At 70.7% G+C, this 19,878-nt stretch carries 15 protein-coding genes and 2 pseudogenes; 13 read left to right on the forward strand and 4 right to left on the reverse strand.

What is annotated here, in order from left to right:
* Nucleotides 1-53 precede the first annotated feature (53 nt).
* From OHA86_RS00740 to OHA86_RS00755, 4 genes are all read left to right on the forward strand, one after another.
* Nucleotides 54-1,220 (forward strand): ABC transporter ATP-binding protein, encoded by a 1,167-nt coding sequence (locus OHA86_RS00740; protein ID WP_329171479.1) that lies wholly within the window; start codon nt 54-56, stop codon nt 1,218-1,220.
* On the forward strand, nt 1,217-1,939 hold the full coding sequence (locus tag OHA86_RS00745) for an ABC transporter permease (protein ID WP_329171481.1): 723 nt from the start codon (nt 1,217-1,219) through the stop codon (nt 1,937-1,939). Before OHA86_RS00740 ends, OHA86_RS00745 begins: the two co-directional genes overlap by 4 nt.
* On the forward strand, nt 1,936-2,604 hold the full coding sequence (locus tag OHA86_RS00750; RefSeq protein ID WP_329171483.1) for an ABC transporter permease: 669 nt from the start codon (nt 1,936-1,938) through the stop codon (nt 2,602-2,604). Before OHA86_RS00745 ends, OHA86_RS00750 begins: the two co-directional genes overlap by 4 nt.
* A 234-nt stretch (nt 2,605-2,838) precedes the next feature.
* On the forward strand, nt 2,839-3,825 hold the full coding sequence (locus tag OHA86_RS00755) for an ABC transporter substrate-binding protein (protein WP_443071598.1): 987 nt from the start codon (nt 2,839-2,841) through the stop codon (nt 3,823-3,825).
* A gap of 52 nt (nt 3,826-3,877) precedes the next feature.
* Here OHA86_RS00755 and OHA86_RS00760 read toward each other — a convergent pair whose 3' ends face one another.
* Nucleotides 3,878-4,372, reverse strand: coding sequence for a hypothetical protein (locus OHA86_RS00760; protein WP_329171486.1), 495 nt, complete (start codon nt 4,370-4,372; stop codon nt 3,878-3,880).
* A gap of 341 nt (nt 4,373-4,713) precedes the next feature.
* Here OHA86_RS00760 and OHA86_RS00765 point away from each other — a divergent pair, with 341 nt between their 5' ends.
* The 6 genes and pseudogenes from OHA86_RS00765 (at nt 4,714) to OHA86_RS00790 (ending at nt 9,834) form a co-directional block, all read left to right on the forward strand.
* A complete protein-coding gene (locus OHA86_RS00765; RefSeq protein ID WP_329171488.1) occupies nt 4,714-5,031 on the forward strand; it encodes a hypothetical protein in 318 nt (105 codons plus the stop codon).
* A 60-nt stretch (nt 5,032-5,091) separates the two neighbouring features.
* A complete protein-coding gene (locus OHA86_RS00770) occupies nt 5,092-5,388 on the forward strand; it encodes a hypothetical protein (protein ID WP_329171490.1) in 297 nt (98 codons plus the stop codon).
* Between the two features lie 691 nt (nt 5,389-6,079).
* Nucleotides 6,080-7,198: pseudogene (tal, locus tag OHA86_RS00775) on the forward strand (transaldolase); the annotation flags it as partial.
* Nucleotides 7,199-7,881: 683 nt separating this feature from the next.
* Nucleotides 7,882-8,556 (forward strand): HemK2/MTQ2 family protein methyltransferase, encoded by a 675-nt coding sequence (locus tag OHA86_RS00780; RefSeq protein WP_329171492.1) that lies wholly within the window; start codon nt 7,882-7,884, stop codon nt 8,554-8,556.
* Nucleotides 8,540-8,791 carry a CDGSH iron-sulfur domain-containing protein gene (locus tag OHA86_RS00785; protein WP_329171493.1) on the forward strand — a complete coding sequence of 84 codons (252 nt, stop codon included), beginning with the start codon at nt 8,540-8,542 and terminating at the stop codon, nt 8,789-8,791. The genes OHA86_RS00780 and OHA86_RS00785 overlap by 17 nt, the downstream gene beginning before the upstream one ends.
* Entirely contained in the window at nt 8,788-9,834 is a 1,047-nt protein-coding gene (locus OHA86_RS00790) for an iron-containing redox enzyme family protein (RefSeq protein ID WP_329171495.1), read from the forward strand. The genes OHA86_RS00785 and OHA86_RS00790 overlap by 4 nt, the downstream gene beginning before the upstream one ends.
* Before the next feature lie 339 nt (nt 9,835-10,173).
* Here the strand turns inward: OHA86_RS00790 and tkt are convergent, their stop codons facing one another.
* Together tkt and OHA86_RS00800 are read right to left on the reverse strand one after the other, a co-directional pair.
* Nucleotides 10,174-12,390, reverse strand: a complete 2,217-nt coding sequence (gene tkt / locus OHA86_RS00795) for a transketolase (RefSeq protein ID WP_329171497.1) — start codon at nt 12,388-12,390, stop codon at nt 10,174-10,176.
* A 541-nt stretch (nt 12,391-12,931) separates the two neighbouring features.
* Entirely contained in the window at nt 12,932-13,288 is a 357-nt protein-coding gene (locus OHA86_RS00800) for a PRC-barrel domain containing protein (RefSeq protein ID WP_329171498.1), read from the reverse strand.
* A 260-nt stretch (nt 13,289-13,548) separates the two neighbouring features.
* Here OHA86_RS00800 and OHA86_RS35965 point away from each other — a divergent pair.
* Together OHA86_RS35965 and OHA86_RS00810 are read left to right on the forward strand one after the other, a co-directional pair.
* A pseudogene (locus OHA86_RS35965) lies at nt 13,549-13,731 on the forward strand (hypothetical protein); the annotation flags it as partial.
* 315 nt (nt 13,732-14,046) lie between these two features.
* On the forward strand, nt 14,047-14,859 hold the full coding sequence (locus OHA86_RS00810; protein ID WP_329182139.1) for an FAD-dependent monooxygenase: 813 nt from the start codon (nt 14,047-14,049) through the stop codon (nt 14,857-14,859).
* Between the two features lie 112 nt (nt 14,860-14,971).
* Here the strand turns inward: OHA86_RS00810 and OHA86_RS00815 are convergent, their stop codons facing one another.
* Complete coding sequence (locus OHA86_RS00815; protein ID WP_329171502.1) at nt 14,972-16,945, reverse strand: RICIN domain-containing protein; 1,974 nt, start codon at nt 16,943-16,945, stop codon at nt 14,972-14,974.
* Between the two features lie 1,129 nt (nt 16,946-18,074).
* Here OHA86_RS00815 and OHA86_RS00820 point away from each other — a divergent pair.
* A complete protein-coding gene (locus tag OHA86_RS00820; protein WP_329171504.1) occupies nt 18,075-19,181 on the forward strand; it encodes a right-handed parallel beta-helix repeat-containing protein in 1,107 nt (368 codons plus the stop codon).
* The last annotated feature ends 697 nt before the right edge of the window (nt 19,182-19,878 follow it).

The raw sequence follows: 19,878 nt of genomic DNA on the forward strand, positions 1-19,878 counted from the left end.
GAAGGTGACCGGAGACAGGCCGTCCATGCCCGATCCCGAGGGGTACTCGGCACTTGATAGACATAGATTCCGTTACGAAGCGATACCCCGACGGCACGACAGCGGTCGACGACCTGTCGCTGGAGATCCCTGACGGCTCGATCACCGTACTGGTGGGGCCGTCGGGATGCGGGAAGACCACCACCTTGCGCATGATCAACCGGATGGTCGAGCCGACGTCCGGCCGCATCCTGCTGGACGGCTCGGACATCAGGGAGCAGCCGGTCAACGCGCTGCGCCGGTCGATGGGCTACGTCATCCAGAACGCCGGCCTCTTCCAGCACCGCACCATCGTGGACAACATCGCCACCGTGCCGCGCATGCTCGGCTGGGACCGCCGCAAGGCCAGGGAGCGGGCCACCGAGCTGATGGAGCGGGTCGGTCTCGACACGACGCTCGCCAAGCGCTATCCGTACCAGCTCTCCGGCGGGCAGCAGCAGCGCGTCGGGGTGGCCAGGGCGCTCGCCGCCGATCCGCCGGTGCTGCTGATGGACGAGCCGTTCTCGGCGGTCGACCCGATCGTCCGCAAGAGCCTGCAGGGCGAACTGCTGCGCATCCAGCAGGAGCTGGGCAAGACGATCGTCTTCGTCACCCACGACATCGACGAGGCGATCAGAATCGGCGACATGATCGCGGTGATGCGGACCGGCGGCCGGCTGGCCCAGTTCGCACCGCCCGACGAGCTGCTCAGCTCCCCCGCCAACACCTTCGTCGAGGACTTCCTCGGCACCGACCGGGGCATCAGGCGGCTGTCGTTCTTCACCTCCGACGGTCTCCGGCTCACCATGGACCCGGTCGTGCCCGTGGACGCGAACGCGGGTCACGTGGCGCGCGGCGCCGCGGCCGGAACACCGTATCTGCTGCTCACCGACACCGGCGGCAAGCCGCTCGGCTGGGTGACGCCGCAGGACGCGGCGGGCGGCGCGGACCGCGTCACGGCGGGCCGGCTGCTGCCGTACGGGCGGCCGTTCGTGGCCGGGCACGAGTCGCTGCGGGACGCGCTGGACTGCGCGGTGCTCTCCCCCACCGGATGGGCGGTCGCCGTGGACGGCGAGGGGAAGGTGGCCGGGGTCGTCTCGCAGGAGGCGATCGGCGCCGCCATCCGCAGCGCGCACGCCGAGCAGCGGGACGGCGGCGGCGCCGACCGGGGTCCGGTCACCAGGGCCGGGGCGGCCACATGAGCGGCGCGGGCTTCTTCGACATCCCCAGCGACCTCCAGCACTCCTATCTCGGCCTGGTCGGCGTACACCTCCAGGAGGCGCTGATACCGGTGGCGATCGGCCTGGCGGTGGCACTGCCGCTGGGCCAGCTGTGCGTCCGCTTCTCCTGGCTGTACCCGCCGGTGCTGTGGGTCACGACCGTGCTGTACGCGATCCCGTCGCTGGCCTTCTTCGTGTTCCTCATCGACTACACCGGGGCGACCAGGACCACCGTGATGATCCCGCTGACCGTCTACAGCCTGGTGGTGCTGGTGCCGGCCATCGTCGACGGCGTCAGATCGGTGCCGCAGGAGACCCTGTCGGCGGCGACCGCCATGGGCATCGGCCCGGTGCAGCGCTATCTGAAGGTCCAACTGCCCATCGCGGTACCGGCGATCGTCGCCGGGCTGCGGGTCGCCGTCGCGTCCGGCATCAGCCTGGTCAGCGTCGGCGCGCTGATCGGCAACCAGGGCGCGCTGGGCAATCTGCTGCAGGACGCCAGCCTCTACCACCGCACGAACCTCGCGGTGAATTCCGTGGTCACCACCGCGGCGCTGGCCGTCCTGCTGGACATCGCGCTGGTGCTGCTGCGTGTCGCGCTCACCCCGTGGATGCCGCGCGGCGGCCGGGCGGCCCGCAAGGCGGCCAGGACCGCGGCGGTCGAGCCCACGGCCCGGCCCGTGCTGGAGGACGCCGCATGAGCATCCTCCAATTCATCAGCGACTTCTTCCGGGACAGCGCGCACTGGCACGGCTACGACGGCATCCCGCGCCGGGTGCTCGAACATCTGCAGTATTCGTTCATGGCGCTCGGCATCGCGGCGGCCGTCGCGCTGCCGGTGGGCCTGGTCACCGGCCACACCGGCCGCGGCGGCAACGCGCTGGCGCTGATCGCCACCGCGGGCCGGGCGCTGCCGAGTTACGGGCTGCTGGTGCTGATGTTCTTCTGGATGGGCTTCGGCCTCACCCCGGTGATGATCCCGCTGGTCGCGCTCGCGATACCGCCGATCCTGGTGACCACCTACGAGGCGATGCGCACCGTCGACCCCTCGCCGGTCGACGCGGCCCGCGGTATGGGCATGGGTCCTGTCGCGGTGCTCTTCCAGGTCGAACTGCCCGTCGCGCTGCCGCTGATCCTCAGCGGGCTGCGGTCCGCGGCGATCCAGGTGGTCTCGACCGCCGCCATCGCGGCGACCGTCGCGCTCGGCGGCCTCGGACGCTACATCATCGACGGGCTCTACCAGCGCAACTACGAGACCGTGGTGGGCGGCGCGACCCTGATCGCGGGTCTGGCGCTGTCCATGATCGCGGTGTTCTGGCTGATCGGCCGACTGGTCGTCTCCCCCGGAGTGCGGGGCGGCCGCTGACCCGTACGCTACGCCGAATACCGCCCGCCCGGGCGGTATTCGGCGTACCCGCGGGACATGAACACCGGATTTCACGGCCGGAGGGCATCGATGCCAATCGGTGACCATGGTGGCCTTGACTCGGTTTGAGCCCGCTGGATTGGATCAGTTGATGTACGGAACCGATGTTCCGATAACACCTGAGCGCCATCCGATCGAGCGCCATCCGAACCCTCAGCCCCGGAAGCGGGAATTGTGATTTCACAGACGAAGAGCACCACAACCGGCCCTCGACACCTCAAGGGGGCGGCGGTCGTGATCGCCGCCGCCACGGCCGCGGCGCTGCTCGCGGGCTGCTCGTCGTCCTCCGACTCCTCGTCCTCGTCCGGCGGAAAGCCCAAGGACCCGCTGGCCGCCCCGCCGGCCAAGGCTGACACCGTGGTCGTCGGGTCGAACAACTTCCCCGAGAGCATCGTGCTCATGGATGTCTACGGGGAGGCCCTCAAGTCCAAGGGGATCAAGGTCAGTTACAAGCCGGACATCGGCACCCGGGAGATCACCTACGGGCTGGTCAAGAACGGCTCCCTGACGGTGCTGCCGGAATTCAACGGCTCGCTGCTGGCGTATCTGGACAAGACCGCGGCGCCCACCACGGTGGAGGCCGCCACCACCGCGATCGAGGCGAAGCTCGACCCGAAGCTGACCATGCTCGACCCGGCGACGGCCGAGGACAAGGATTCCGTCACGATCAACGCGGCGACCGCCGCGAAATACCATCTGACGTCCCGGTCGACCATCGCCGACCTGGCGAAGGTCGGCTCCGAGATCGTCTTCGGCGGCTCGCCGGAATTCCAGAACCGGCAGCAGGGCCTGATCGGTCTGAAGTCGCAGTACGGCCTGGTGCCCAAGTCGTACAAGCCGCTCGACGCGGGCGGTCCGCTGACGGTGGCCGCACTGAAGAGCAACAACGTCCAGGCGGCGGACGTGTTCAGCACCGACGCGTCGGTGGCACGGGAGAAGTTCGTAGTCCTCCAGGACCCGAAGAAGCTGTTCGGCTTCGCGAACGTCCAGCCCCTGGTGTCCAAGACCGGCCTGTCGGCCGCGGGTGTGGCCGCGCTCAACGCGGTGTCGGCCAAGCTCGACACCACGGCGCTGCTCGCCCTGGACGACCAGGTGCAGAACCAGAAGAAGGACCCGCTCGCCGTCGCCCAGGCCTGGCTGAAGTCGGTCGGCCTCGGCTGAGCACGCGCACGCGCACGCGGGGCCGGTCGGTGCCGACCGGCCCCGCGCCGCGTCAGACCTGCGCGCCGCCTGCCGCGGCCAGCCGCCGGATCAGCGCGGTGTCGTGCACGCCGCCCACGGAGCAGAGCAACGGGCCGCCGCGGACGTGCAGTTCGAGGCGGTGGACGGTGCGGGGTGTGCCGGCCTGGCCGACGGTGACGAATCTGGTGCGCTCGACCGTGCGGAGGTCGCGCCAGGGGTGGGCAGCGGTGCGGTGGGTGCCCGGGTGGGTCAGAACCAGGCCGCCATCGAAGACGTGCAGGCGGGGTATCCGTTCGGCGCGATGGCTCTCGTAGCGGAACGCCAGCACGGGCACAGCGACGGCCAGCGCCAGCAGGACGGCGCCGATGGTGGTCCCGAGCGTGGCGTACGGGCCGATCAGCAGGCCGATGCCGGGCGGCAGCAGGCCGAACGCCGCGACGACGGCCACGCAGCCGATGTCGCCGCCGCCGAGCACGATGGTCGCCCGGTGCTCGCCGAGGTGGTGCTGCCGCGCGAGTCCGGCCACGTCGGGCCGGATGACGGGGAGGGTCGCGCCGCCGCCGTCACGTGCACCTCCGGTTCCGCCGTGGCCTTGGCCTTTTTTGCCCTGCCCTTGAGCTTGAGGTCGGCGACGTCTGCCCTCGGCCGCACCTTCGTCGTCGCCTGCCGTGTCCGCGTCCGTGTCGGTGTCCGCCACGTCTCCTCCCGATCCCTGTCGTCCCGATAGACGGTACGAACGGCGTTACTGGTTGCGCCAGTTGACGGTGCGGGGGTATCGGAGGCCCGCACTGTTGTCAGGGTCGCGTCATAGCCCGTACCGTTGACGCGCGTAGCATCCGGCAGCCCTCCCACCCTCCGGGACGTGACATGACACCACGCCGTCGTACGCTCACCGCCGTTTCCGCGCTCGTCCTGCCCGCCGTCCTCGCGCTGGTGCCGTCCGCGCGGGCCGACGTGCCGCCCGAGCACGCGATCATCACCTGCCAGTCCGCCAGCTTCTACGCCAACTACGACAGTGCGAGCGGACCCGTCGGCCTCGTGCGCACCCTCGCGTACGGCAAGAAGATCGGCCACACGCCCGGCGCGCACCCCGTCTACAACGGGTGGGCCGCCACCTTCGACTACGGCCCCAACGACTGGGGTTACGTGCGGATCGAGTGCATCGGCGGCTACGACTCCTGGTAGGCCCGCCGGTCGCTCCCCCGCACGTCCACCTCCGGCACCGCACCGACCAGGGAGTCGTCCATGCCGCGTACCTTCCCCGCCCGCACCCTCGCGGTGGCCGCCGCCACCGCGCTCGCCGCCTCGGCCCTGGCCGCGACCGCCGCCCCGGCCCAGGCCGCCAACGGCACGGTCGGCGTCCGCGAAACCGTCTGCGCGGACAGCCTCTACGTCCGCACCCAGCCCCTCGGCGCCTGGACGGGCACCCTCTTCCAGGGCCAGACGTTCCTGGTCGAGCAGCTCGACGGCTCCTGGGTCTACGGCTTCGCCTACGGAGACATCAACCGCCGCGGGTGGGTGCAGAACGGCTGGTTCTGCTGACCCGAGCGGCCGGCCTGGGCCGATAGGGCCGGAAGCGGCGCACCGCGGGGGCGGCGTGGCGGCGAGAGGCGGCAGGTGGAGGGTGAAGAGCGATCCCACGCCCGAGGTGCTGAACTCGGCCCCGCCGGCTCCGGCACGTCCGCGCTGCTCACCATCATGGGCACCCTCGACCGCCCGCCGGCAACGTGGTGGAGATCGCCGGGCAGGACGCGGCGCTGTTCTCGGACCGGCGCCTGTCGGCGCTGCGCGGGGCCTGCTGGGCGCGGTCCTGGTCGGCATGGCCACCGGTGCCTACCCGTCGGTCCGGGCCTCCCCGGCTGACGCCCCCGCGGAGGCCGAAGTCCGCGCGGACCCTGCCGTTGCCGCGGGCAGGAATCCCCCCGTGCGCCGCACCTCCGACATCGTGCGCAGGAAGTTTTACGTCCACGTGCGGATACGACGGACCGATGGGGACAGGCGTGGGTCATCAGGGCTGCCTGACGCTCGGCGGAAACGGGCGCCGCCTGGAGGGGCGGACGGGGTCCTGTCCGGCCGGAGGGCCGGGCAGGCGCCGGCAGGTCCGCCCTTTCGCTCAGCGCGCGTTCTCGGGGCTTTCACCGGAGAGCGTCCGGAGGGCACGCACCGCGTGCACCGGTCGGCGCCGTACCCACTGTGGAGGTTCCACGTGTCTGTTTCATCCGCGTCCTCACCCATGTCCGAGCCGCTCGCCGGACTGTCCGCAGCCGGGGTGTCGGTCTGGCTGGACGACTTGTCGCGCGAGCTGCTCGCCGGCGGCGAGCTGAGCAGGCTGATCACGGAGCGACACGTGGTGGGGGTCACGACGAATCCCACGATCTTCGCCTCCGCGCTGTCCAAGGGGGACCGTTACACCGAGCAGCTTCGCCGGCTGGGCGGCGAAGGCACGAGTGTCGACGACGCCGTCTTCGCCCTGACCACCGATGACGTGCGGGACGGCTGCGAACTCTTCGCCCCGCTCCACCAGCGCACCGGCGGGGTCGACGGAAGGGTCTCGATCGAGGTCGACCCCCGCCTGGCCCGGGACACCGGCGCCACCACCGACCAGGCCCGCAAGCTCTGGAACGCCGTCGACCGACCGAACCTCCTGGTCAAGATCCCGGCCACCGAGGAGGGACTGCCCGCGATCACCGCCACGATCGCCGAGGGCATCAGCGTCAACGTCACGCTGATCTTCTCCCTCGACCGCTACCGAGCGGTGATGGACGCCTACCTCACCGGGCTGGAGCAGGCCGCGGCCGCGGGCCACGACCTCGCCGGCATCCATTCCGTGGCCTCGTTCTTCGTCTCCCGGGTCGACACCGAGGTGGACGCCCGGCTCGACGCCCTCGGCACCCCCGAGGCACTGGACCTCAGGGGCAAAGCCGCGGTCGCCAACGCCCGGCTGGCCCACCAGGCCTACGAGGAGATGACCGCCGGGCCCCGCTGGCAGGCGCTCGCCGCGGCCGGAGCCCACCCGCAACGGCCCCTGTGGGCGTCCACCGGGGTCAAGAACCCGGCCTACCCGGACACCCTGTACGTCAGCGAGCTGGTCATCGCCGGCACCGTCAACACCATGCCCGGCACCACCTTGGCGGCGTTCGCCGACCACGGAACCCTTCCCGCGCACGCGCCGGCACCCGACGGATACGCCGCTGCGGCAGCCCACTTCGCGGCCCTGGAGCGGGCCGGTGTCGACTTCGCGGATGTCACCGACGCCCTCGAACGCGAAGGACTGGCCAAGTTCGAGGACAGCTGGACCGACCTGGGCGCCTCCGTGGACCGCGAGATGCACAGTTCCTCAGCGGGTGCAGAACCGGGGACGCAGCAGCCCGGCGAATCGCCGAAGAGCACGCCGGACGACGCCGGCCTGTTGGCGATCTACCTCAACGACCACCTGTCCGGCGCAACGGCGGGCCAGGAGCTGTTCCGCCGGGCCGCACAGAACCGCAAGGGCCAGGACGACGCCACCACGCTGGCCGAACTGGCCCAGCAGGTGAAGCAGGACCGCGACTCGCTGATCCAGGTCATGACCGACCTGGACGTGTCCGCCGACCACTCCAAGGTCGCGCTCGGCTGGCTCGCGGAAAAGGCGGGGCGCCTCAAGCCCAATGGCCACCTCTTCTCCCGGTCCCCGCTCAGCGACCTGCTGGAGCTGGAGTCCATGCTGCTGGGCGTCCAGGGGAAAGCGGCATGCTGGCGGTCCTTGCGGGCCCTGGCCGAGACCGACACCCGGCTCTACCCCGAGCACCTCGACACCCTTCTGGAGCGTGCCGAACACCAGTCCGACGCGCTGGAGCGGCTGCGTCTCGCCGCGGCCGCCCGCGTTCTCCCCTCCGCCCGGGCGTCCGCGTGATCGGTCCCTCCGTTCCGGCCCCCGCGGGGCGGGAAGGCTCTGCGGTCACCGTCCGTAGTCGTCGAAATGGCGGTTTGCCCGCCCGCGATCCACGCTGGACGCAGGACCGACAATCAGCGTCGACCCCAGGACGGGAGGCGGCCATGGCCGTACCAGCCCTGACCAGGCCGCGGAGGATGCTGACCGTACCCGGCGTCTACGTTCCCCAGCACGACACGCACCTGCTCATGCGGTCGGTCGGCCGGGAGAGCCTCGGCCCCGGAACTCATGTGCTGGAGCTCGGGACCGGCAGCGGGGCGCTGGCGGTGCAGGCCGCCCGGCTGGGCGCCCGGGTCACGGCGGTGGACATCTCACGCAGGGCGGTGCTGTGCGCCCGGGTGAACGCCGCGCTCTACCGCAGCCGTGTCACGGTCCGCCGCTGCGATCTGTCCGCTTTCGTCGCGGGAGACTACGACATGGTGGTCAGCAACCCGCCTTACGTGCCGACGCCCGCCGCCCTGCCGCCGCTGCGCGGCAAGGCCCGCGCGTGGGACGGCGGAACAGACGGCCGGGCCGTCGTGGACCGGGTCTGCGCGACCGCGGGGCTTGTGCTGCGCCCCGGCGGAACCTTCCTGATGGTCCATTCGGCGATGTGCGGCTCCGACGCCTCGATAGCCGTCCTCGCGCGGGCGGGCCTCGACGCGGAGATCATCGACCGGGAACTCGTCCCCCTGGGCCCGGTGCTGCGCTCCCGCCTGCCGTGGCTGCGCGGGGAAGGGCTGATGGCCGACGGTCAGGACAAAGAGGAACTGGTGGTCATCCGTGCGCGACGAAGCTGAACCCCGCCGCATCCGCGTCGAACGCCAGGGTCCGCTCCTGGTGGAAGGGCCCGTGACCGTCACCGGCGACGACGGTGTGTCCGCCACCTCCACGCGGTTCGTGGTGGCCGTGTGCACCTGCCGCCGCAGCCGGACCTACCCGTGGTGCGACACCAGCCACCGCGCACACACCGTTCGGCCTTCCGCGATCCCGACGGACGCGGCCACCGCCCAGGACCCGGGTGACGCGTCATGAGCACGGCGGCCTACCTCGAATCGCGTGATACCAGCCCCGCGCTGCCGGCTGCCCGGGGGCCTCTTTCGGGCGCCGTGCTGTCGGCCCTGCGGAACAGCCGCGCACCCGTCGTGCCGCCGCGGGCCGCGGCAGAAGCCGATCCCTATGGCGGCGACCTCCAACTGGCGCTCTACATGCTGTACGAACTGCACTACCAAGGCTTCGCGGACGTCGGCGACGACCGCGAGTGGGACCCCGACCTGTTGCGGCTGCGTGGAGCGCTGGAAGCCCGCTTCCTGGACGCGCTGCGAGCCGACGTGCCGCAGGAAGCCGGCGCGCACGACGCGCTGGCCGGCATCCTGGTCGAGCCGGCCGCCGACGACGGCACCGGCGTGAGCCACTACCTGGCGAGCGAGGGTCTGCTCTGGCAGGTCCGCGAATACGCGGCGCTGCGCTCGCTGTACCACCTCAAGGAGGCCGATCCGCATGCCTGGGTCATCCCCCGGCTGCACGGCCGGGCCAAGGCCGCGATGGTGGCGGTGGAGTTCGACGAGTTCGGCGCCGGACGCGCCGAGAACATCCACGCCCGCCTCTTCGCGGACCTGATGGACGACCTCGGCCTCGACCACGCGTACGGCCGCTATCTCGACGCCGCACCGGCGCAGGCGCTGTGCACGGTCAATGTGATGTCCCTGTTCGGGCTGCACCGCGCTCTGCGCGGCGCTCTCGTCGGACATTTCGCCGCGGTGGAGGTCACCTCCTCACCCGGTTCCCGGCGGCTCGCCAAAGCGATGCGCCGGACCGGCGCCGGACCGGCCGCCGAACGTTTCTACGCCGAGCACGTGGAGGCCGACGCCGTCCATGAGCAGGTCGTCCGGCATGAGGTCATCGAACCGCTGCTGGCGGCCGAACCCGCGCTGGACGCCGATGTGGCCTTCGGCATCCAGGCCACCGGCCTGCTCGAAGACGCGCTGGGCGCGCTCCTGCTGAGTGCCTGGCGGGACGCCCGCTCGGCCCTGCGGGTCCCGCTGGAGCCAGCCGTACCGCGTCCCGCCGGTCCGTGAACACGGCCGTCCCACGGTCGGAGACGGCCGGTCAGGTGAATCCGCCCGCCGCCCGGGTGTGCGTCGCGGCCACAGGTCACGGGTACCCGCATCCAGCGGACCCGGAGGCCCTGGCGAAGTCCGGGGGCGGCCGGCGGCGTGGTGCGGGGGCACTGGCTCCTCCCCGCTGAGGGTGCTCCGGTCGGCGACGGCGCGAGCCGTGCCCCGATCAACGGGGTCCTGCGCCGGTCTCCCGGAAGGCCGTCCGCCTGGACGCCGCCGCCCCGCACCTGACCGACCGGAGGACCAGGGCGTGTCGTCCGGATCTCCGCGGCGTCGCGGAGATCCGGACGACATGCCCTAAGGGCGATCGCCGGTGCCGCCGCCGACGGGGGCGGAGGTCTGCTGGTGGCCGCCGGGACGCAGTGCCTGCCGGGTGTCGTGGATGCTGTCGCGGGCGGCCTCGGCGACCGCTTCGGGGGTGATGCCGAACTCGGTGTAGAGGCGCTGGTAGTCGGCGGAAGCGCCGTAGTGTTCCAGGCTGACGATGCGTCCGGCGTCGCCGACCACGTCGCGCCAGCCCTGCCCGACCGCGGCTTCGACACTGACCCGGGCGCGTACCGCCGGCGGCAGGACCTCGTCCTGGTAGTCGCGGGGCTGGGCGGCGAACCATTCCCGGCACGGCATCGAGACCACCCGTACCGCCAGGTCCTCGGCTGTCAGCAATGCGCGGGCGTCCAGGGCGATCTGGACTTCGGAGCCGGTCGCGACAAGGATCACCGCGGGCTCCGTGCCGTCGGCTGTGTCCGCGAGGACGTATCCGCCGCGGGCCGCTCCCCGGGCGGGGGCGTATGCGCCGTTGGCCCGGTCCAGGACCGGCAGGTTCTGCCGGGACAGGATCAGGCCGGCGGGCCGGTCGCCGTGTTCGAGGATGGTCTGCCAGCAGGCGGTGGTCTCGTTGGCGTCGGCCGGGCGGACCACGTCGAGGCCGGGGATGGCGCGCAGGGCAGCGAGATGTTCGACGGGTTGGTGGGTGGGGCCGTCCTCGCCCAGGCCGATGGAGTCGTGGGTCCAGATGTAGGTGGCGGGCAGCTGCATCAGGGCGGCCAGGCGTACGGCGGGGCGCATGTAGTCGGAGAAGGTCAGGAAGGTGCCGCCGTAGGGGCGGGTCAGGCTCTGCAGGGCGATGCCGTTGAGGATCGCGCCCATGGCGTGCTCGCGGATGCCGAAGTGCAGGGTCCGCCCGTAGGGGCCGCCCTTCCAGTCCTTGGTCTGGCGGTCGGCGGGAACGAAGGAGGGCTCGCCGTCCATGGTGGTGTTGTTGCTCCCGGCCAGGTCGGCCGAGCCGCCCCACAGCTCCGGGAGGACCGGCGCCAGTGCGGTGAGGACCTTGCCGGAGGCGGCGCGGGTGGCCATGCCCTTGTCGTCGGCGGGGAAGACGGGCAGGGCGTCGGCCCAGCCGTCGGGCAGCTTCTGGTTCTGCAGCCGGTCCAGCAACGCGGCGCGCTCGGGGTTGGCCTTCTGCCAGGCCGCGAACGTCTCGTCCCACGCGGCGTGCGCCTGCCGGCCGCGGTCGACGGCCCGCCGGGTGCGGGCGAGCACCTCGTCCTCGACGGTGAAGTGCGCCGCGGGGTCGAAGCCCAGCAGCTTCTTCGTGGCGGCGACCTCGTCCTCGCCCAGCGCGGAGCCGTGCGCCTTGCCGGTGTTCCGCTTGGTGGGGGCCGGCCAGCCGATCAAGGTCCGCAGCATGATCAGCGAAGGGCGGCCGGTCTCCTCGCGGGCCGCCCGGGTGGCCTCCAGGAGCGCGTCGACGTCCTCGACGTACGTCCCGGTGCGCGTCCAGTCGACGGTCTGCACGTGCCAGCCGTAGGCGGCGAAGCGGGCGGGGACGTCCTCGCTGAAGGAGACGTCGGTGTCGTCCTCGATCGAGATGTGGTTGGAGTCGTAGAAGACGGTCAGGCCGCCGAGTTCCTGGTGGCCGGCCAGGGAGGCGGCCTCACTGGTGACGCCCTCCATCATGTCGCCGTCGGAGGCGATCACGTAGACGTGGTGGTCGAAGGGGCTGGTGCCCGGCTCCGCGTCGGGGTCCAGCAGCCCGCGTTCGCGCCGTGCCGCCATCGCCATCCCCACCGCGCTGGCCAGGCCCTGTCCCAGCGGCCCGGTGGTGATCTCCACCCCGCGGGTGTGCCGGTGCTCCGGGTGCCCGGGCGTGGCCGAGTCCCAGGTCCGGTACGCCTCCAGGTCCGACAGCTCCAGGCCGAAGCCGGCCAGGTAGAGCTGGATGTAGAGGGTCAGGCTGGAATGACCGCAGGACAGCACGAACCGGTCCCGTCCCAGCCACCGGTCATCGGCCGGGTCGTGCCGCATGACGTTCTGGAACAGCAGGTACGCCAGCGGGGCCAGGCTCATCGCCGTGCCCGGGTGACCGTTGCCGACCTTCTGCACCGCGTCGGCCGCCAGCAGCCGCACCGTGTCCACCGCCCGTACATCGGCCTCGTCCCAACCGGCCCGCTCCGCCACCGGGAGCGCCAGGGACTTGTCGCGCCGCGCCGTGCTGCCGAACTGCTCATTCGCCATGGTGGTGCTCCTTCGTCAAGCCGATGTGCGGACATGGAGAATCAGGCGCATCGCGATCCCGTACTGCCGCCTTCCGGTCGAAGTGCGCCTGTGCGGCGGTCGGACCCCGCGACCTGCATTTCCTCGGCGCCGCCAGCCCGGTGGGTCATCGAGGTACTCCAGCGCCCGGGGACCGGCCTGTCCTCTCACTGGTGCGATGCCGCCCAGCGCGGAACTGAGCCCGCCGGGGACGCTGCTCGCCCGGCGCGGACGGACGAGTCAGCGGCGATGCCGGCACAGTGCGCCTCCCCGCTTTCACCCGCCTCACTCTCTTCCCGGCCACAGCGTCCCCCGAAAGGTGCAAAGGCCGGCGGGCAGACGAGCGAAGGGCGCCCCCGGCCTCACGAACGGCCGGACCCCGGTCAGGGCCGGCACCTGATGCCCGGCGTGGCCGGCGGAACCGTCGAGTGGTTCATCCCGGAAATGAGCTTCTGCTTCATCGATCAGGGCGGCGGCCAGGAGAGGGATCTCTCCTGGCCGCCGCCCCGCGCTGCGCGGAGTCCTATCCGCGGGTGGCGTTCGCGTCGTAGTAGCCGCCGACCTGCTGGTGGTAGTCCGCGTCGGCTGTGTGCTTGTCCTTGTCGAACTCCGGCGCGTCCTTGATCTCAGCCTTCGTCCGGGCGACGTGCACGACCTTGGCGTCATGGTCGATGCCGGAGACCGTCCCGGCCGGCAGCAGGACCGACTTGCCGAAGATCCACACCCCGGTGTCGACCACCAGGTAGGCGGCGCCGACGTCCTCGGAGTGCTTGTCGACCTTGCCGATGTGGCCGTCGCTCGCGTCGACCTTGTACCCGGTCAGGTCGCTGTCCGCCTGATAGCCGGAAGCCGCCCCGTAACTCCAGATGTTGTCGCTCATTGCGCGCGTCCTTCCTTGGCTGCCAGAAAACCGCGAAGCGGGTGAACCGTAAAAAAGCGGTCGCCGCTCCACGAATGTGCGGGTACCCCTGTCGGCCGCCCGTACACACCCCTGCCCCAGACCGAACACGGCGTCCACGCCGGCCCCTCCGGCGCGCTCCGGCCGGCACGGCGACATCAGACCCGCATGACCGGCAGCCAGGGCGGGCGAGGGCGTGCTAGCGTGATGAGCGCTAGGTGGAATGCGCGAAAAACTCGCTCATGAATGGTGTTTCTGAGCGGCGCCCCGTGCGGTGTTGGTTCCTTCCAGAGGAACGCCGGTGCTTCCTTCGTCATGGTGAACGAAGGCAGAGGACTGTGCACAATCCGTATCGTGTGATCATTGTCGGTGCCGGCCTGGGCGGCCTCGCGCTCGCCCACGGTCTGCGCGCGCAAGGCTTTGATGTCGCCGTCTACGAGCGCGATGTCCACCCGGGCGCCCGCCCGCAGGGCTACCGCATCCAACTCGACGAACCAGGTCTGACCGGGCTCGCATACTGCCTGCCTGCCCCGTTGTTCCAGCTCTGTCTGGCAACGGCAGGCGCACCGCCGGCGCGGGTGTCCGTCCGTGACCGTCACTTGGATGTCCTGGCGGACAAAGCGGCGATCAGCAGTTCCGGTGCGGGGAACGGGTCGGGCCCGCACCCGTTCAACCGCCCCACTCTGCGTCAGGTCATGCTCTCCGGGCTGGGCGGCCGAGTGCACTACGGTGCACGGTTGGTGGCCTACCGGCACGAGGCGGACGGGGCGGTCACGGCGCGCTTCGCCGACGGACGTACCGCGAGCGCCGACCTCCTGGTGGGTGCGGACGGCGTCAACTCGGCTGTACGCCGGATTCTGCTGCCTGACGCCCGAGTCGAGGATGCCGGCCTGCGGCTGGTCTACGGCAAGATCCCGCTTGAGGGCGGCAGCACCCGGGCACGCGTCCCCAGTTGGGTGTTCGACAGTATCTTCACCGTGGTCACCGGCGGCCCGGGGCACCCGCACCTGGGTCTGGGCCCGGTGGAGTTCAGCACCCGGCCCGATCAGGCCGGTATCACCCATACCCCGCCCGTGGCGCTGTCCCCGTTCGGCGACTATGTCGCCTGTATGGTCGGCGCCCCCGCCGACCACCCCGCGATGCCGCCTTTCGAGGAGCTGCGCGACCTCGCCCCCTCAGGACTGCGCGATGTCGCCCTGGAGGTGCTGGGCGGCGACTGGCACGAGGACATCCACCGGCTGCTGTCGCTGTGGGACGCTGATTCACTGTTCCCCCTGCGCATCTCCACCGCCAACCCCGTGCCGGTATGGGAGTCCGGCCCGGTCACGCTGATCGGCGACGCGATCCACGCGATGAGCCCGGTCCTGGCGATGGGTGCCAACACCGCCATTCGTGACGCCGGTGAACTCACTCGTGCCCTCTCCGACGCAGCCGGTGCGGGCGGTTCGCCGGTGGACGGAGTCCGCGCGTACGAGAACCGCATGACCGACTACGCCTTCTCGATCGTGGCCGACTCCCGGCAGACGGGACAGCAGCGAGTCGGGCAGCGCTAACTGTAGGCGCGACCGGTCCGGACCACCTCGGGCACCGAGTACCGGTGGCCGGCCCGCCCCTGCCGGTGCCGGTGGCGTGCCCGAGGATCCGGCAGGGGCGGCCTTCAGCAGGTCAGGACACCGCCGTGAACTGCCAGACGTGGTTGCCCGCGGCGGACGCCGGCTGCTGGGTGAGGCCGGCGTTGTCCGTGAGGGAGGCGGCGCTCAGCAGCAGGCCGCTGCTACGGGCGGCCAGCGTGAAGCCGCTGCCGCTGGGTGTCACGGTCCACCGCTGGTTGTTGTCGCCCGAGCACGTCCACTGGATGACGGTCGCCCCTGCGGCGGTGGAGTTCTGGTTGATGTCCGCGCACAGATGTGACGCGACACTGCGCAGCGCGTAGGTGCCGTCGGTGTTGCGCTGGACCTGCCACTGCTGGTTGGCCGCGGAGTGCTGGGTGTAGAGGATCAGCTGGGTGCCGGCCGTGGTCGAGGACGCCGGGTCGTCCACGGCAAGCGTGCCGGCGGTGATCTTGTACGTGCCGTCCGCGAGGGGCGGTGCGCTCTGGGGGACGCAGGACGTGCTGAGCTGGTGCGCGCCCCGGTCGGGCCGGCATCCGGTCCTTACGGTGCCACCGAAGTAGTCGCGTCCGTCGGCTGTCACCAGTGCCTGCCCGGTGCCCGCGGCTGGTGAGCCGGTCTTGAGCTTGTACCCGGCGATGTCCGTGCGGGAGGTCGCCGTACCGGGGGCGGCCAGCAGGGGGTCGGCCGTGATCTTGTTGGCGTCGGCGGGCTCTGCGGCGGGGTGCTGCCCGTAGAAGACGTTGGAGTCGAACGCCAGGCCGCCGGGCGTGACGTAGGAGGCGCCGGTGGTGGCGACGTAGAAGATGTTGTTCTGGAAGACGGCGTCGGCCGCGGTGGAGCCGTTGGCGTTGTTGATCACCTGAACCTGCTTCCCCAGGTAGAAGGTGTTGTTGTAGATGGAGGTGTTGGTGTCCTTCGCGCACACGAAGTCGAAGAGCTGGCCCTGGTCGTTCTGGCTGATGTTGTAGCGGACGACACTGCGGTCGGTGGTGGACCCGCTGCCGTTGCACAGCAGCATGAAGCCGCCCTGGTTGTCGTGGCTGTAGTTGTACTGGTAGACCGTTGCGATCTCGGCCTCGTCGAGGTCGAAGCCCTGCCCGTCACAAGTGCTCTGGCCGCCGCTGACTTCGTTGAACTGGTAGACGGCGTTGTCGGTGTTCCAGCCCCACAGCCCGGCCGCGCAGTGCTGGGGCTCGCGTTCGCGGAACCCGTCGATGCGGTTGTACTCCGCGAGCGCTCCTGACGTGTGGTGCAGGTCGACAGCGTCGCCGCCGATGTCCGTCACCGTGTTGGAGCGGACGACGACACGGGTCTGCGGGTCCCAGGCACCGCAGGTCGTCCCGCAGTTGGGGTTGGCCAGCTGCGGGCGGGTCATCCAGCGGGTCCAGAAGTGGATGCCGTACCGGTCGACGGTGCGGATCGTGTTGTTCTGGACGAGGACGTCGTCGAAGTTGGTGCGCGTGGTGTTGCCGAGCACTTCGAAGAATATGCCGGCGCTGGCATCGTCGTCCTTCTTCGACTGGTCGCCGTTGACGTCGTGGATGGTGAGGTTCTCCAGCACGTAGTGGGTGCCGGTGCCGGAGTCGGTGCGCGTGATGTGGACGCCGCGCCGGGTGGCGGAGGCGGCTCCCTGGTTGGAGATGTCGAGGTCGCGAATCTCCCAGTACTGCTGGTCGGACAGGCGGACGACATCGGTCACCTGCCCGGCGCCCGCGAGGACGGGCAGGTTGCCCGTGCCGTAGGCGTCGATGGTGACAGGGGCCGATGCCGAGCCCGAGCCCTTGGGGGTGAGGGACTGCCCTGTACACGTTGAGCCGCGCTTGAGCAGGAGGGAGTCGCCCGGGGCGAAGGTATGGGCGTTGGCGGAACCCAGCGAATTCCACGGCGCGCTCTGGGTGCCGCTGCCGGCCGATGCCGCACCGCAGTCGAGATAGTACGCAGTGGCGGCCGCGTGTGCTGGTGCCGCGACGGTCAGCGGCGCGGCGACGAGTGCCGCAGCCACGAGGACAGCTCTTCCGATCTTCACTTCTTCCTCTTTCCTTTTGTGCCCCTGCCGGAGCTTTCGGAGCCCCGCCCTCGCGGGCGCCGGGCATTCCGGGCAGGGGTGTTGCGGGGGCGGCGGCCGGCGGTGCCGTGGGCGGTCTGCTGCTCCCCCGCGGCGACGTCGGCGGTCGACGCGCCGGTGATGCCGAGAAACTTTGCCGCTGCGGACACAGGTGATCGTCACGTGCCGCCGCCGGCGCGGGTGGAGCCGCACAGTCGTCGACGAACGAGTAGGGACCGGACTCGGAGCAGGGGCCGTCGCGCCGGCGTCGACAGCGACATCGGCGCGGCAGCCACGGCCACGGTTCCGAACAGAAACGAACAGCAGTGGTGATCTACGGATGAGGCGGAGACTTCCGATCCCGGATTCGGAAGGTGACGAAAGATCGGATCGCCGATAGTGCAGCGTAAGAGCCGAGACATGTCAATAGCTGCGCGAAACAGCGGCTGCCCGAGCAGGCATGTGCAGTGACATGTCCGTGATTGCGATGGATACGCCCTACATCCCCTTCGTGAGTGCACCCAGAAGCCTCATCGCCCCGGGAAGCCCACCGCCTTCCAGCAAACCGGCGCACGAGGCGTCAGAGGTCCGATGGGTGTCCGCACCGAAGACGGAGTGAGCGGCCACGGATCGCTGAGTCCACCGTGGACGTGTGGGAATACGGTCGGTTGGCTTTCACACGATGGATGCCGTTCCCACGGCACACGGAAACCCGGGACACCCGGTCGCGCGCTCGATCCCCGCCGCGCCGGCACGGTGCGCCCGGCGACGCGGCGATGCACTCCGGGCTCTTGACGGGTCCGGCTCGCGGTCCCTAAGGTCGCCGACATGTCAGATGTCTGACGTCTTCCCTCCCTCTCCCGACTGCACGTCCATGCCCGACAACGGTCTGCGGGGCCGCCGATCGGCACGTCGGGCGACCGCGCCGACAGCCGGCGGCTCGCGTGCCGTGCACCGCCTATCGGCCGGCGCTCCGGCCCCTTTCGCAAGGTCAACAACCGTACGAGGAGTGCGCTGCGAAACGTCCTGCCATCCGATCCGTGGTCCTGGCCCCCGTAGCCCCGCAGCCCGCGGCGCCGCGTTCGCCCACCGTCCCCCGAGGATGCGCCCCGTGAAGGAACCCGCTTTTTCGAGCCGCCCGTCCCGCCGCCACGCCCTGACCGGTCTGGGCGTCGCCGCGGGAGCGGTGCTCGCCACCGCCCTGCCGGCCGCCCCGGCCGCAGCCCTCGTCCAGACCGGCACGCTGCCCGTGCTGCAGCCCACCGACGACTGGGCGACGGTGCTCGCGGCCACCCCCCAGGTGCAACTGCAATCAGGCGCGACCTACACCCTCACCAAGCCCGTCGAGCTGCCCAGCGGCTGCAGCATCCAGGGCAACGGCGCCACCGTCACCGTCGCCGCCGACGCCACCGGGGCCCTCACCGCCACCGGCAGGACCGGCGTCACGATCACCCGCGTGCGCTTCCTCGGCCGGGCCACCAGCCCCCTCAACACCGCCGCCTCCTTCCCGCACGTCGCCGTCGCGCTGTCCCGCAGTACCGACGTGCGTATCAGCGACTGCGACTTCGTCAACTGGCGCGGAGCCGGCATCACCGTCAGGGGGTCAACCGCCGACGACTACTTCGCCTACCACGTCAAGCTGGACGGCAACACCTTCCACAACTGCTACTTCGGGGTATCCGTCACCGACCGCAGCGAGTACTGCCAGCTGACCCGCAACACCTTCAGCTACTGCCGCCTGGCCATATGGAACTCCGCCGGCAACTGGACGATCGACAGCAACACGGTCGTCGGTTGCTACGGCGCGTACTACTCCTTCGCGCTGACCAGCCCCTACGGTGCGCTCAGCAGCGACAACTGGGCCCACGGCTGCCTGGTCGGCAACACCTTCAACCACTCCAACGGCGGCGCCAAGCAGCTGTGGAACGGCAACACCGCCTTCCCCATCGGAAACTCCACCCAGGACCCTGGAAGCGGCGTCGTCGTCGACGGCGTCCTGCCGCCCACCTTCACCGGCAACGCGCTCTGGTACACCGACCTGACGGCGACCGGCCTCGCCGGCACCCGCTGGCTGCTCTCCGGGTGCACCTTCTCCAACCTCACGATCACGTGTACCGGCACCACTCCGGTGGCCCTGGCCGGCACGCAGTCCAACGGCGCCGCGAACGCCCCCGTCCTGCGCGGCAACGTCAAGGACCTCCTGGCCTCTCTCTACTGACCCCGCGGGCCCTGCTCGACACCGATCCCCACGACCCCGAGTACCACTTCGACCGGGGCTGCCTGCTTCGCCGGACGGGACACCTGGAAGCGGCGCGGGCGGCGTTGGACGAGGCGGAGCGGCTGGGGCCGCGGGCCGTTTTCCCTCGGCTTTGGGCGGAGGTTACCTTCGTCTCGAACACGCGGAAATCTATGTCGGCTGGAGTAGACATTGGGTTCTGGTGTGGGTATGGTTTCTCTCGTAGCCAGAAGGACAGCAGGGCCTGGCAGGGACGAACTGCCGGGGAGCAGTACACGTGGTCGCAGTGCGCAGGGCGGTGCGGTGGTGGAGTCGCGGAGCCAGGGTTGTTGCAGGACGGCGACGGGACTGACGACCGGACCGGGTGGCCCGCAGTGATCAGGGGCCGCCGTGAGCAGTACCGCAGGTGCAGTACGCGCAAGTGCAGTTCGCAGTACCCAGCAGTGAAGTCTTGAGCCCGGGTACCGCAGGACATCGATTGTGAGGTGGTCCCCGGTCGAGCAACCGCGATCCCCGCACACGCCGCCGACCCCCCTGCGGTGGTGCGGACACAGTAGGCCGGCGCAGTCCTAAGGCCGGCAGATGGTGCAGCACTTCCTTCGGGGCCCTGGTTGCCGTACGGCGCCAGGGCCCCTCGCACGACGTCTGCGGCAGGCTCGGTGACGACGACCGCCTCGCC

Origin of the sequence: Streptomyces sp. NBC_01477, assembly GCF_036227245.1 — a bacterium.
In the GTDB taxonomy this organism is placed as follows: Bacteria; Actinomycetota; Actinomycetes; order Streptomycetales; family Streptomycetaceae; genus Actinacidiphila.

Coding starts and splice junctions, on each gene's coding strand:
- OHA86_RS00745 (WP_329171481.1), top strand. CDS start 1,217: ATGAGCGGCGCGGGCTTCTTCGACATCCCCAGCGACCTCCAGCACTCC.
- OHA86_RS00750 (WP_329171483.1), top strand. CDS start 1,936: ATGAGCATCCTCCAATTCATCAGCGACTTCTTCCGGGACAGCGCGCAC.
- OHA86_RS00765 (WP_329171488.1), top strand. CDS start 4,714: ATGACACCACGCCGTCGTACGCTCACCGCCGTTTCCGCGCTCGTCCTG.
- OHA86_RS00770 (WP_329171490.1), top strand. CDS start 5,092: ATGCCGCGTACCTTCCCCGCCCGCACCCTCGCGGTGGCCGCCGCCACC.
- OHA86_RS00780 (WP_329171492.1), top strand. CDS start 7,882: ATGGCCGTACCAGCCCTGACCAGGCCGCGGAGGATGCTGACCGTACCC.
- OHA86_RS00790 (WP_329171495.1), top strand. CDS start 8,788: ATGAGCACGGCGGCCTACCTCGAATCGCGTGATACCAGCCCCGCGCTG.
- tkt (WP_329171497.1), bottom strand. CDS start 12,390: ATGGCGAATGAGCAGTTCGGCAGCACGGCGCGGCGCGACAAGTCCCTG.
- OHA86_RS00800 (WP_329171498.1), bottom strand. CDS start 13,288: ATGAGCGACAACATCTGGAGTTACGGGGCGGCTTCCGGCTATCAGGCG.